Origin of the sequence: Serratia sp. CY29653, assembly GCF_052169255.1 — a bacterium.
GTDB classification, from domain to species: Bacteria; Pseudomonadota; Gammaproteobacteria; order Enterobacterales; family Enterobacteriaceae; genus Serratia; species Serratia sarumanii.
This window is the reverse complement of sequence record NZ_JBJNLC010000004.1, coordinates 188,961-200,928: the sequence shown is the minus strand read 5'-3', so window position 1 is coordinate 200,928 and position 11,968 is coordinate 188,961. Positions and strand designations below refer to the sequence as shown.

Below are 11,968 nucleotides of genomic sequence, written 5' to 3'. Positions count from 1 at the left end.
CGCTGGCGTCCTGGCGGCCGTCTTCGACCTTGTGACTGCTTGCGCTGCGCCGTGCTGAACACGGTTCCGGGCAATTCCGCCCGAGCAACCGGAGCACGATCATGTCGCAACTGTCCTTTTCCTCGTTCGATGACGCTTTGCTGGTGCGTGACTCTCACGGGCACTATGCGCTGGCATCGGCCGATCAGATTCTGGAGGCCGCGCGCCTGGTCATCGACCAGAAGATGCAGCGGGGTACGTCTTTCACTTCACCGGCGGCGGTCAAGGAATACCTGCTTGCCAAGCTGGCCGGCTTCGAGCATGAGGTGTTCTCGGTGTTGTTCCTCGACACGCAGCATCGGCTGATCGAATACAGGGAAATGTTCCACGGCACAATCGACTCGGCCGAAGTGCATCCGCGCGAAGTGGTCAAGGAGGCGCTTCGGCTCAACGCGGCGGCTCTGGTCATCTCGCACAACCACCCAAGTGGCAACCCGGAGCCGAGCGCGGCAGACCGGGCGCTGACCCGGCGGCTCAAGGATGCGCTGGGGCTGGTGGACGTGCGCGTGCTCGATCACGTCATCGTCGCTGGCAGCACCACGGCGTCGTTCGCAGAACGCGGCCTGATCTGACCAAGGGGCTTCGGCCCCTTTTTGCTGCGCCCGATTGCGGCTATGCCAAGGCCCGCAGCCATGCCAGCAAATCGGCCTGCGGGCTATCGGGCTGCAAGGGCCGCGGCGACAACAGGCAATAGCGCGAGCCGTCCTCCACGAAACCCAGCGGCGCGGCCAGCACGCCGCTGTCCAGATCGTCGCGTGCCAGATGCCACGGGCCGACCGCCACACCCAGGCCGGCCACGGCCGCCTGCAAGCTGAAATAGAAATGATCGAAGGTTTGTCCCGGCGCATCAGGTGCGGGCTGGTCTGCGGCCGCCGCCCATTCCGGCCACGCGCCCGGCCGCGTGCGCGTGTGCAGGCGCGGTGCGCCGGCCTTGAGCGCGGCGCCGGCCTTCTTCGTGGTGAACCAGGCCGCCACCTTGTCGGGACGGCAGACCGGGCCGACCTTTTCCGCGAACAAGGGTTCGGCGTGGTAGCCCTCGGGCCAGGGGAAGTCGTCGCGGCGGATCGCCAGGTCGATGCCGTTGGCGAAGGAGAACGGCCCGCCCCCGGCGACCAGGTGTACGTCGATCCCCGGATGCCGGGCCTGGAAGTCCGGCCAGCGCGGGATCAGCCAGCGCATCAGCAGCGTCGGCTCGCACGACAGCACCCAGCGCCGCCCCTGGCGGGCGCTGGCGCGCAACTCGCCGACGGCCTGCCGCATCAGATCCAGCCCATTGCCCACGGCCCGCGCCAGCGTGCGGCCGGCATCGGTCAGGAACACGCGCCGGCTGCGGCGCTCGAATAGCGCCACGCCCAGTTCGTCTTCGAGCAGGCGCACGGCGCGGCTGACCGCGCCGTGGGTCAGGTGCAACTCGGCCGCCGCCCGGCTGAAATTCTCCAGCCGGGCCGCCGTCTCGAAGCAGCGCAGGGCCAGCAGCGAAGGCAGGCGCGAATCGCTCGATGGTGATTCCAGCTCACCATTCTTGTCAGAAAACATCGTTATCCACCGGGAGATGTTGTCGGTAGCATCTCGCTAATTCGTTGTTCTTCGACAGGATACGCCATGACCGAATTGATAGCTGTCATCACAATCACCTTGCTGGCCGTCATCAGCCCTGGGCCGGACTTTGCGATGGTCACGCGCAACAGTCTGATGCTGTCGCGCCGTGCCGGCATGCTGACGGCCCTGGGCATCGGCTTGGGCGTGCTCGTCCACGTCACCTATACGCTCGTCGGCGTGGGCCTGTTGATCCAGCAGTCGCTCTGGCTGTTCAACGCCATCAAGTTGGTCGGTGCCGTCTATCTGATCTATCTCGGCGTGAAGATGCTGCGCGCCAAGCCCAGCGGCGCGCTGGCCGACAGTACCGTGGCGCCGCTGTCGGATATGGCGGCTTTGCGTACCGGCTTCCTGACCAATGCGCTGAACCCGAAGACCACGGTGTTCATCGTCAGCCTGTTCATGCAGGTGGTGCGGCCCGACACGCCGCTGGCGGTGCAGATCGGCTACGGCGCATTCATCTCGGTTGCGCACATGGCCTGGTTCGGCCTCGTGGCGCTTTGCTTCTCGGCCGGGGCCGTGCGCGACCGGCTGCTGGCCGTGCGCCACTGGATCGACCGCGCCTTCGGCGGGCTGCTGGTCGGATTCGGTGTCCTGCTGGCGGTGGCGCGCGGGGCGCGCTGACTGCGCGGGGCATCGCGCCGCCCTGCGGCGTCTCGACCCTGGGGGGGAAACGCTGCCTCGGAAATCCGAGACAGCGTTTCGGAAATCCATTCCCTATCGTGTGCTTCTCAACGTGCCAGGAGGACGAGGACAGCCACCGCCAGCAGGATCAGCATGGCACCGGAGATGCGTTCCAGCCACGGCAGCGCCCGCGCGAAGCGGCGCAGCACGGCCTGGTTGCCGATGAGGACTGCGACCAGCACGTCCCACAGCAGCACGATGCTGAACATCCAGACGCCATAGATCGTCTTCCAGCCCGCGCTGGCATGCGCGCCGGTCAGCATCGCGGCCAGGCTCGCGTAGAACAGCGCGTTCTTCGGATTCAGGATGCCGGACAGGAAGCCCATGCCGGTTGCGCGTCGCCACGCGATGAAAGGATGCGCGGGTGCCGTGGAACGCCCGCCATTCGAGACATCCAGGTCGCTGCGGCCCGCGTGGCGGATGAACAGCACGCCAAGATAGAGCAGGTAAGCGCAGCCGGCCAGTTGCAATACGACGAACGGGAGGCTGTCCGGGCGCAGTGCCGCCATGCCGGCGAAGGCGGCAACGATGAAAACGCCATTGGCGACGGCGATCCCCAGGCAGGCGCCGCTGGCGACCCGCCAGCCGGCGGACAGCGAGGTTCGGGCGATCAGGAAAAAGTCGGGGCCGGGAGAAAGCAGCGCCAGGAAATGCGCTGCGGCAATCATCAGGAACGGCTGCATTCAGGACGCACTCGTAGTTTTTCTACGCAGTGTGCCGGCCGCAGCGCCTTCCGTATTGAAGGAAATTGCAGCCGCGCCGCTTGCGGCGTCAGGCCCGGAAACGGCCGGGCGTCACACCGGCATGCGCCTTGAACACCCGCTGGAAATGGGCCTGATCGGCGAAGCCGAGATGCTGGGCCACGTCTGCAAGGCTGTCACCGCTGCGAATCCACTCCCTGGCGAGGTTGACGCGCTGGTTGAGTTGCCAGGCGTGCGGCGTCATGCCGGTGACGGCGCGGAATGCCCGGATCACCTGATAGCGGCTCATGCCTGCCAGGTCTGCCAACTTCTCCAGGGTGGTAGTGGCGGTGGGCGAAGCACACAGACAGTCCAGGGCGGGCCGAATCCGCTCCGCCAGGTTCGACGGCACGGTCGGCCCTTTGATGGAGAGCCCCTGTTCGGTGTCGTAGTCCCCGACGAACTCGATCAGCGCGGCCTCCTTCTCGATCGGGTCGCCTTCCTTGAACAGCAGCACGTTGAGTCGGCAGAAGTGCGCATAGACCGCCGGATCGGTCACGATGCGCACCGGCTCGTCGTCCATCGCGTCGGTTCGGGCGTACTCCCGCCGAACAGCCTGGAGCCACGCGGCGTCCAGGTGCAGCATCTGGTAGCTCCAGGCGGTGTCCGGAGCCGGGTTGCACGCATGGACACGTGATGCGGGCACGAAGACGAGCGTGCCAGGGGACAGGAGAACCGGGCCATCGGCGGCACCGGTGAAAACGCTGGTGCCGCCATCGACGGCACCAATGGAAAAGGTCGGGTGATGGTGGGGCTTGTAGCAGGCCCGGCTCTGGCAGGCGCGGCGGCTCTCGACGAAGGGCAAGGCCGGATCGCGCCAGAATGCCTGGGTATCGCTGCATTGGCCTGCACAGTCCGGACGGCTAGTCATCGTTTCGAGATCGGCGTCCATGCAGTCTTCGCACATTGTTGTTCTGAAAGGTGCGGTGTCTCGGAAACAGACACCCCTGGGTCGCTGGCAATTTTAGCTTCCGGGCCTGGAACAGGCATCCATTCATTAGCGTCCCCGGCCAAGAAGCATGGCGCGGGTCGCGCTGTCGTGCGTTGCATCGAGCCTCGCTGCACGAGTCTCGCCCCTGACGGGCTTCCATCCCTGACGCCTACGGCCCGGCTTCCAGCTCCGGGCCTGCGCGCTTCGCTTGCGTGCGGTCTGCACATCAAGGCGGCCGTTGCCTTGTCCAGCCGTCTCCCCTGACTTCATCACCTTGTCCGCGACTGTAGCCCGCGGCCGTGTGCCGTCAAGGCGCGCAGGGCCGTGTCCTCGGCTGCGCCTGCGGGCCGCACCAACCCTGCGCTTGTTTCCTTGACGGCCCCCGTCCGCGCGCTCCTGACCGTCGCGGGCGATGAACTCAGGAAAGACGGTGGCAACAGGGCCAACCGGGTTCCTCGTGCCGACCGCACCGAACAGCCGAAAGGCTGGGCTCCGAATCTAGGAATCCGGTGTGCGGTTTGAACAGCAAACCCTTTTCGTCAGGAGAAATGCCATGCAACTCGCATCCCGATTCGCTTCCCGTTCCCCCTCGCTGCGCAGCGATTACCCGCTGTCCGACGATCAAATCCGCAGGGTCGCGCCGTCCATCTTCGCGGACGCGCCGCACGAAAGCCGTTCCGAGCGGTACGCCTATATCCCGACCGCCGCCGTGCTGGCGGAGCTTCGCAAAGAAGGGTTCCAGCCCTTCATGGCGTGCCAGACCCGCGTGCGCGACGAAGGCAAGCGCGAACACACCAAACACATGCTGCGCCTGCGCCATGCAAGCCAAATCAACGGCGCGGAAGCCAATGAAATCGTGCTGCTCAATTCCCACGACGGCACGAGTTCTTACCAAATGCTCGCGGGCATGTTTCGGTTCGTGTGCAGCAACGGTCTTGTCTGCGGCGACACCGTGGCCGATGTGCGCGTACCCCACAAAGGCGACGTGGCCGGACTGGTCATCGAAGGCGCTTACGAAGTCTTGAGCGGCTTCGACCGCGTGGAGGAATCCCGCGATTCCATGCGCGCCATCACCTTGAACGATGGCGAATCCGAAGTGTTTGCCCGCGCTGCGCTGGCCCTCAAGTACGACGACCCCGACAAGCCCGCGCCCATCACGGAATCGCAAATCCTGATGCCGCGCCGCCACGACGACCGCCGCCCGGACTTGTGGAGTGTGTTCAACCGCACGCAAGAGAACTTGACCCAAGGCGGCCTGCGCGGGCGCAGCGCCAACGGACGCCGCCAGCAAACCCGCCCGGTGCAGGGCATCGACCAAAACATCCGCCTCAACCGTGCGCTCTGGCTGCTGGCCGATGGCATGCGCCAGTTGAAAGCCTGACCCCACGCGGCAGGGGCAGGCAGCAGCCCTTGCCGCTTCTCTCGCTGCTCTCGCTGCTGCATCCCAATCGCTAGGAGTTATCACCATGAAAGCCGTTACTCAAACCGAAACCCGCGCCATCGAAACTGCCGCCGCGCCGCTGGAAGTGGCCGACCCGACCAAGAACCTGATTTTGGTTCCGCTCTCGCAGTTGCTGCCGCGCCGCTCCAAGCGCAACGCACGCAAGACCCCGCGCCTGTCCATTCCCGAACTGGCCGCGAGCATCGCCCGCATTGGCCTGCTGCAAAATCTCGTCGTCATTCTTACCGCCGATGGCGAGCAATACGAAGTGGTGGCCGGCGACCGCCGACTGACCGCGTTGAAGCTGCTGGCGAAAAAGAAGCGCATCGCCGCCGACTTTGAGGTGCCTTGCCTGCTGGTGCCCGACGCTTCGGCCCGTACCGTCAGCCTCGCGGAAAACCTGCTGCGCGAGCAGATGCACCCGGCCGATCAGTTCGAGGCTTTCGCCGCGCTGGTCAAGGAAGGCCGGCCCATCGAGGACATTGCCGCCGACTTCGGCGTGTCCCCGCTGGTGGTGCAGCGCCGCTTGAAGCTGGCCAACGTCTCGCCGCGCCTGCTGACCGACTACCGGGCCGCAGCCGTCACGCTGGAACAGTTGATGGCCCTGAGCATCACCGACGACCACGCCGCGCAGGAAGCCGCGTTCTACGGTGCGCCCGAATGGCAGCGTGGCGCGTCCGCGCTGCGCGAACGCCTGACCGAGCGCGAAATCGACGCCACGCATCCGCTGGTGCGCTTCGCCGGGCTGGACGCCTACACGGCGGCGGGCGGCGGCATCCGCCGCGACCTGTTCGCGGAAGGCGATGCCGGAACCTACCTGACCGACCCCGCGCTGCTGGAAACGCTGGTGCGCGGCAAGCTGGATGCGCTGGCCGGGAACGTGCGCGCCGAGGGTTGGGCGTGGGTGGAAGCCGTGCCGCACATGAGCTACGCCGAGCGGCAGGCATTCCAGAACGCGCCGCGCCAGCGCCGCGAACCGACCGCCCGCGAAGCCCGCCGCATTGCCTCGCTGCAAAGCCGCCTCGACAAGATCGACGCCGAACTGGAAGAAGCCTACGACGCCGAGGACGAGGACAAGACCGAGGCGTTGGAACCGCGCCGCGAACAGGTCGCCGGGGAACTGCAAGCCGTGGAGGAAGCCTTGCAGGGCTACGCCCCGGACGTGCGCGCCGTGGCCGGTGCCATCGTCACGCTCGACCGTGAGGGAGAAGCCGTGATTCATCGCGGGCTGCTGCGCGAAGCCGAAGCCAAGGCGCTGCGCACGCTGGAACGCTTGCGGCAGGGTTTCGGCAGCGCGGAAGGCGAAGCCGGGAACGACGACGAAGGCGAGGACGCCGAGCCGCCCAAGGCCGCGAGCCTGTCCGACCGGCTGGCGCAGCGGTTGAGCGCGCACCGCACCGCCGCGCTGCAAATCGAAGTCGCCCGGCATCCGCAAGTCGCGCTGGCCGCGCTGGTGCATGGCATGGTGCAGACCGTCTTGCAGGACAGCCACTACGGCCACGACCTGCCGCTAGGCGTGAGCATGAAAGTGCAAGACCGGCTGGAAGGCATGGCCCCGGACTGGCCGGAATCGCCCGCCGCCGTGGCGCTGCGTGAACTGCAACAGGTGGCGGGTGAAGCCTTGCCGGAGGACAGCGCCGAACTGTTCGCCGCGCTGCTGGCGAAGCCGCAGGATGAACTGGTGCGCCTGTTGGCCGTGTGCGTGGCGTCCACGGTGGACGTGGTGACGCCCCGCGCTATAGCACAGCAGCCGGGCGCGGAACTGGCGCAGGCCGTGAGGCTGGACATGGCGGCATGGTGGAAGCCGACCGCAGACGGCTACTTCCAGCATGTACCGAAGGCCGCGATTCTGGAAGCCGTTGAGCAGTACGCCCCGGCACACATCACCCGGCTGGCGAAGTTGAAGAAAGGCGACATTGCCAGCGAAGCCGAACGGCTGGCGAACGGTACGAGCTGGATGCCTGCTATCTTCAAGGCTGAAACGTCGGAAACCATGCAGGAGCAAGACAACGCCCCGGCGGATGCCGAAGCAATGGCGGATGAACTCACGCAGGCGCTGGCCGCTTGAACTTTGCGGAAGGTAAGCGCCTCGGCCACAACCGGGGCGCTTCGCTTTGTGCGATTCATCAAGGCGCAGGAATAACGCGGTCAGCAAGCACAGCGCCCAGGCCGTTCCGTCCTGGGCGCTGTGAAAAGCAAATCCGGGCGCGTCGGTGTCCGCGCCCGGATTTAAAACGAGTTATTGCTGAGAATTCGGAGTGTCAGATTGCGCATTCTTTGAAGAATGAGCCTCTTGTTCTCTTTGCCACTGACGACGCATCCGATTCGCTTCTCGACGCTCATGCAGCCTATCAAAACCGCTAAACACATCTACCTTTGTGCGTTTTTTCCCTTTGGCAACCGGACTCCAGTTTTCCTCAATTTTCTTGATGTGTTTGGCGATCTCAACCAATGGCTCATCTCCGAGACGACTGACTCCCTCATGGTCGAGCATACTTAAGGTATATGAATTTTTCTGACGCTGTTGGCTGGACGCATCACGCTTCCAGCTAATGTCAACTTCGTAGGTCTTGCCCTTCAGTTTTCCGAATTCAGACAAATAACTCACCATGCCTTGACCGGGTTTGAGGACACTTATTTTCTGGAATGGGATTTCGACCCGGTCTCCGCGTGCCTCCCCATTTTCTAGTGGAGGATCGAAGGCGATAGAAATGTCATATGCTGTCGCATTTCCGGTGTTGTCGATGTGAATATCAAAATGCCGCATTGACCACCGATTGGGAGTGAGTGTCACGACGACATGTGGTTGAGCTGCGGCTTCAGCCATCCTTGTCGTTTCATGCGCAAGAGTCTTGGTTACGCGCCATAGAAAAAAAGTTGCGACAGCGGTAACTATCGTTCCTAGGACACCGCCAACGGCAATAACAGTATTAACCCAAGAGGGCATGCCTTCCATAAGATCTCCCATAAATTATCCGGTGGCGTATCGCTTCGTGGCAGTTTAGCGTGACCCACTAAAAATTATGGGTATGCGGATTTAATGGTTGATGGGGCACCTTCCCCTCACCAACCTGATGCTACCCTCAGATGGTTGATAGATCGACCCCGTAGTTGAGCTCCTCTGCGAGGTCTGGCAGTCCGTAACCGATGGTTTTCTTGTAGAACGGAGAGACCTTCGCAGTCGGGGCCTTCTTCTTGTGCTTCGTGGTGTAGAGCATTCGCGCCCGCATCACCTCAAAGGAATAACCTCGTCCTTCACGGTTCTTGTCCTTGGCCAGTCGGTTGATGGACTCCGTGAAAGCGTTGGTGACAGGTATGTCCGTCTCGAAGTAGGTCATGATCTCCTCGCGCCAGTTGCCCACCGCCCTAAACAGATCGCTCCAGACTTCTTTCTGGCCCTTCGGGATGGTGGATATCCACTCGTCCAGGGCGGCTTCTGCCTGGGGTCGTGTGGTGGCGTCCCAGATGCTGTAGAAGCGCTCCTTGTGCTCGTAGGCAGCCAGCAGTTGCGGGAATGCGCCTGTCCAGGTTTCCATGATCAGCCGCTCCCGGTCTGAGACTTCGTGAGCGCGCTTCAGCAGGATTTTCCGGTCTCCCTTGAGGGTTCGGATCTGGGCTGGTTTCAGCTCTTTCCGGAGCCCCTTGCGCACCTTCTCCAGAGCATCGTTGGCCATGCGCACCACATGGAATTTATCGACCACGATGCGGGCCTGTGGCAGCACCGCCCTGACCGCCGTTCGATATGGATTCCACATGTCCATGCTGACGATATCGATCTTCTGCCGGTCTTTCAGCTTCATCAGGTAGTTAGTCACGACGTCCTGACGGCGAGTGGCCAGCAGATCGAGCAGGGTCTTCTCCTCAATGTTGGTCAGGATGCAGCGGTAGCGCTTGTTCAGGTACAGCTCGTCGATGCCCAGAATGCGAGGCGTTTCGAAGCGGTGCCAGCGGCCTAAGAACGCGGCGCGGGCGTTGAAGATGTCCCGTACCGTCTTCTCGTCCAATCCGGTTTGCTGCGCCACGAAAGTGTAGGGGTGGTTAAAGGACTCCTTCTCTACGTATTCATGTAGCCGCAGTGTCATGCGGAAGCCGTCCACCACCTCCGGTAGCTGGGGCCTGAAGGTAGCCTCGCAGGCCCGACAGATGTACCGGCGGCGGAGCACCCAGAGGGTGACCCGCTTGCCGTGGATGGGCAGATCATGATAGGGAACATCACGCTTGCCGAAACGCACGAACTCACCCTGCACCCCGCATTCCTCGCAAGCAATGGGATCGGGCGCGTCTACCTGGAAGTGCATTTCATCGTCGGTGGCTTTGCAGCCCAGCACCTGGTATGAGGGCAGGTGCAGGATGTTGTCGGGCATTTCGGTCATACGTTATTCTCTTAAGACGACTAGCAACTGGCTAAAGCGTTCTTAAGAACCTAGGCAACACGCGAAGGTTGGCGACTAAGAAGAAGCAGGATGCCGAAAGCAATCATTCCTCCACCTGAGGCGCGTTGAAACCAGTGCAGCTTGTTTGCTGCGAAAGCTGCTGCAAAACGCCCTGCTGACGCATATATCGCTATTGCAACGGCCTCTAGCGCGATAAAAACCGTCCCAAGAGTTGCATAGCTCAGCCAGTAATTCGTTATATCCACGAATTGCGGGAAGAATGCCGCGAAAATGAGGATTGCTTTGGGGTTACTGATGGCGATCAGCGCCTCACTACGGAATGCCTTACGAAGCGAAGGTTTCATTGCATCTGCGTTTAGGTTAGTCGAGCCAGATGTTGTTCTGAGGAGCTTGATGCCCATCCAGACCAGATAGGCGGCACCAACGATCTTGATCACGTTGAAGACCAACGCCGAAGCAGACAAAAGCATCCCTAAACCAAGCGCGCTAGCAGCAATCATGGGCACGAAGACGGCAAGCCGTGCTGTGCTTGCCATAAAGGAAAACCCTACGCCCTTTTGCGCACCGTGTGTCATCGCAACGAGGTTATTGGGGCCGAACGCCAGGTTCAGTGCGAAACATGCCGGGAGGAAAACAAGTAGATCGATCATTAGCTTTGTTGTGACCTCAAGGGAGTAGGTTGGATATGCATGGTCAGTGCACCTCGTTCAAGTAGGGCGTGACATTACGCAACATCCGCTCAATGTAGTCTTCCATCTTGCCGACCGGCGCGACATGGTGCAATGCACCCCGAGCCGCCTCAATACCTTCTAGCCGGGCGATGACCCAACTGGGGAGGTACTGAGCCCGTAGGCTACCACTCTTCGTGGCAATATTGCTTTTGGCGAAGAAAGGCTGGCTGAGCACAACGACACCCGCTTCTTGTACCGGGGCTATTGTCAAGACAGATATGCCTAGTTTTCAAGTGTTCCCTACATATGGCTATAGGGAAGGGGATCTGGAAAGACCGGCACGGTTAGCTATCAACCATTTAGTCCGTTGTGGATTTAGTTTTCCCTTCCGCTTTCTACTTCACATATCAACCATTAAATCCGCATACCCAAAATTATGAGCGTGTCGGCGCAATGCCCGCCGGGCTTTCGGGCTGCGCCCCGTGCCGTCTTTGCCGTCACGGCCATTCGGCTTCAATCCCTCGCGCCTTCGCGCCTGCGGCGCTGCGCGCTGCGCTTGCGGTGAAGGCAGCGCCCCGCCGCAATGATCGGGGCTTGTGGGCCTACGCCCCGGCTTGCTGCCGCAGGTTGCACGAAAGCGTGCCGTCCTCGACCCTGGCAGTTCGTCGCCTGTACGTCACGAAGGACGGTTCACCGACACGCCACCCGGCCTCGCTATGGAGCATCCACGCCACGCATCAAGCCCGTCGCCGCAATCTGCGGCAAGAGGCGTTCTCGCTTGTCGTTGGGGGGTTGGCCTTGCCCGCGTCAGGGCGCAAGCCGGTGAAGCCGACACGCGGGGATACCGAGTCGGCCATATCTCCATTCGGGAGCGGGCGGCCCGTGCGTCCTTGGCTTGTCGTGAATCCTGGCGAGGGAATGGCTACGCCTTGGGCTTCATGGCCGCAACCTTCCAGCGAAAACAATTTCCCCGCCGCTGCGCGGCTTCCTCGCGGGACAAATTCTTTTCGCTTCCAGGTTCTCCACGGTGTTGCGACCGCTGCGCGGTGCGGCCAGCCCATCCCCCGCCGGCCGGATCACAACAAGGACGCACTGGCGCGACCTTGTTCAACCCGAAAGGAGAAACATCATGGCTAACATCGGCACCTTCACCGCAGAGAAAGACGGCTTCACCGGCCAGCTCCGCACCCTGGCCCTCAACGTCAAGGTCAAGCTGATTCCCAACGACAAGGGCGACACCGAGAACGCCCCCGACTTCCGCCTTCAGGCGGCCGGCCACGACATCGGCGCGGCGTGGAAGAAGACCAGCGAAGCCGGGCGGCCCTACGTGTCCGTATCCCTCGACGATCCTTCGTTCCCGGCGACGGTCTATGCCCGCCTGATCGAGAACGAGGACAGCACGCACGACCTGATCTGGTCGCGCAGCAAGCCCAAGGCGGCCTGACGGCCGCCCACCGCGCCCCGCCCATTGC

Annotated in this window: 11 protein-coding genes; 5 read left to right on the top strand and 6 right to left on the bottom strand. The window is 62.8% G+C overall.

From position 1 onward, the window contains the following. Window positions 1-101 precede the first annotated feature (101 nt). A complete protein-coding gene (gene radC / locus ACJ8HN_RS19170) occupies window positions 102-611 on the top strand; it encodes a RadC family protein (protein WP_033939127.1) in 510 nt (169 codons plus the stop codon). Between the two features lie 40 nt (window positions 612-651). Here radC and ACJ8HN_RS19165 read toward each other — a convergent pair whose 3' ends face one another. Further along, complete coding sequence (locus ACJ8HN_RS19165) at window positions 652-1,575, bottom strand: LysR family transcriptional regulator (RefSeq protein ID WP_042933704.1); 924 nt, start codon at window positions 1,573-1,575, stop codon at window positions 652-654. A gap of 66 nt (window positions 1,576-1,641) precedes the next feature. Here ACJ8HN_RS19165 and ACJ8HN_RS19160 point away from each other — a divergent pair, with 66 nt between their 5' ends. Beyond that, window positions 1,642-2,259, top strand: a complete 618-nt coding sequence (locus tag ACJ8HN_RS19160) for a LysE family translocator (RefSeq protein WP_033939129.1) — start codon at window positions 1,642-1,644, stop codon at window positions 2,257-2,259. Between the two features lie 107 nt (window positions 2,260-2,366). Here the strand turns inward: ACJ8HN_RS19160 and ACJ8HN_RS19155 are convergent, their stop codons facing one another. Then, window positions 2,367-3,002, bottom strand: a complete 636-nt coding sequence (locus ACJ8HN_RS19155) for a LysE family translocator (protein ID WP_042933703.1) — start codon at window positions 3,000-3,002, stop codon at window positions 2,367-2,369. A gap of 88 nt (window positions 3,003-3,090) precedes the next feature. Then, window positions 3,091-3,951 (bottom strand): AraC family transcriptional regulator, encoded by an 861-nt coding sequence (locus ACJ8HN_RS19150; protein ID WP_230201525.1) that lies wholly within the window; start codon window positions 3,949-3,951, stop codon window positions 3,091-3,093. A gap of 592 nt (window positions 3,952-4,543) precedes the next feature. Here ACJ8HN_RS19150 and ACJ8HN_RS19145 point away from each other — a divergent pair. Further along, window positions 4,544-5,371 (top strand): DUF932 domain-containing protein, encoded by an 828-nt coding sequence (locus tag ACJ8HN_RS19145; protein ID WP_042933702.1) that lies wholly within the window; start codon window positions 4,544-4,546, stop codon window positions 5,369-5,371. Between the two features lie 85 nt (window positions 5,372-5,456). After that, window positions 5,457-7,499 (top strand): ParB/RepB/Spo0J family partition protein, encoded by a 2,043-nt coding sequence (locus ACJ8HN_RS19140; protein WP_042933701.1) that lies wholly within the window; start codon window positions 5,457-5,459, stop codon window positions 7,497-7,499. Between the two features lie 171 nt (window positions 7,500-7,670). On the opposite strand, the gene ACJ8HN_RS19135 is transcribed toward ACJ8HN_RS19140, so the two are convergent. From ACJ8HN_RS19135 to ACJ8HN_RS19125, 3 genes are all read right to left on the bottom strand, one after another. Further along, window positions 7,671-8,387 carry a hypothetical protein gene (locus ACJ8HN_RS19135; protein WP_079388463.1) on the bottom strand — a complete coding sequence of 239 codons (717 nt, stop codon included), beginning with the start codon at window positions 8,385-8,387 and terminating at the stop codon, window positions 7,671-7,673. Window positions 8,388-8,514: 127 nt separating this feature from the next. After that, entirely contained in the window at window positions 8,515-9,804 is a 1,290-nt protein-coding gene (locus tag ACJ8HN_RS19130) for an ISL3-like element ISPst9 family transposase (protein ID WP_033939138.1), read from the bottom strand. A gap of 50 nt (window positions 9,805-9,854) precedes the next feature. After that, the gene (locus ACJ8HN_RS19125) at window positions 9,855-10,475 is read right to left on the bottom strand and encodes a LysE family translocator (protein ID WP_014819627.1); all 621 of its coding nucleotides are present in this window, start codon (window positions 10,473-10,475) and stop codon (window positions 9,855-9,857) included. Window positions 10,476-11,625: 1,150 nt separating this feature from the next. On the opposite strand from ACJ8HN_RS19125, the gene ACJ8HN_RS19120 reads away from it, so the two are divergent. Next, window positions 11,626-11,940 carry a DUF736 domain-containing protein gene (locus ACJ8HN_RS19120; RefSeq protein WP_033938364.1) on the top strand — a complete coding sequence of 105 codons (315 nt, stop codon included), beginning with the start codon at window positions 11,626-11,628 and terminating at the stop codon, window positions 11,938-11,940. The last annotated feature ends 28 nt before the right edge of the window (window positions 11,941-11,968 follow it).

Bases quoted from the DNA above. Each gene is read 5' to 3' on its own strand.
- radC (WP_033939127.1), top strand. From the start codon at position 102: ATGTCGCAACTGTCCTTTTCCTCGTTCGATGACGCTTTGCTGGTGCGT.
- ACJ8HN_RS19165 (WP_042933704.1), bottom strand. From the start codon at position 1,575: ATGTTTTCTGACAAGAATGGTGAGCTGGAATCACCATCGAGCGATTCG.
- ACJ8HN_RS19160 (WP_033939129.1), top strand. From the start codon at position 1,642: ATGACCGAATTGATAGCTGTCATCACAATCACCTTGCTGGCCGTCATC.
- ACJ8HN_RS19155 (WP_042933703.1), bottom strand. From the start codon at position 3,002: ATGCAGCCGTTCCTGATGATTGCCGCAGCGCATTTCCTGGCGCTGCTT.
- ACJ8HN_RS19150 (WP_230201525.1), bottom strand. From the start codon at position 3,951: ATGGACGCCGATCTCGAAACGATGACTAGCCGTCCGGACTGTGCAGGC.
- ACJ8HN_RS19145 (WP_042933702.1), top strand. From the start codon at position 4,544: ATGCAACTCGCATCCCGATTCGCTTCCCGTTCCCCCTCGCTGCGCAGC.
- ACJ8HN_RS19140 (WP_042933701.1), top strand. From the start codon at position 5,457: ATGAAAGCCGTTACTCAAACCGAAACCCGCGCCATCGAAACTGCCGCC.
- ACJ8HN_RS19135 (WP_079388463.1), bottom strand. From the start codon at position 8,387: ATGGAAGGCATGCCCTCTTGGGTTAATACTGTTATTGCCGTTGGCGGT.
- ACJ8HN_RS19130 (WP_033939138.1), bottom strand. From the start codon at position 9,804: ATGACCGAAATGCCCGACAACATCCTGCACCTGCCCTCATACCAGGTG.
- ACJ8HN_RS19125 (WP_014819627.1), bottom strand. From the start codon at position 10,475: ATGATCGATCTACTTGTTTTCCTCCCGGCATGTTTCGCACTGAACCTG.
- ACJ8HN_RS19120 (WP_033938364.1), top strand. From the start codon at position 11,626: ATGGCTAACATCGGCACCTTCACCGCAGAGAAAGACGGCTTCACCGGC.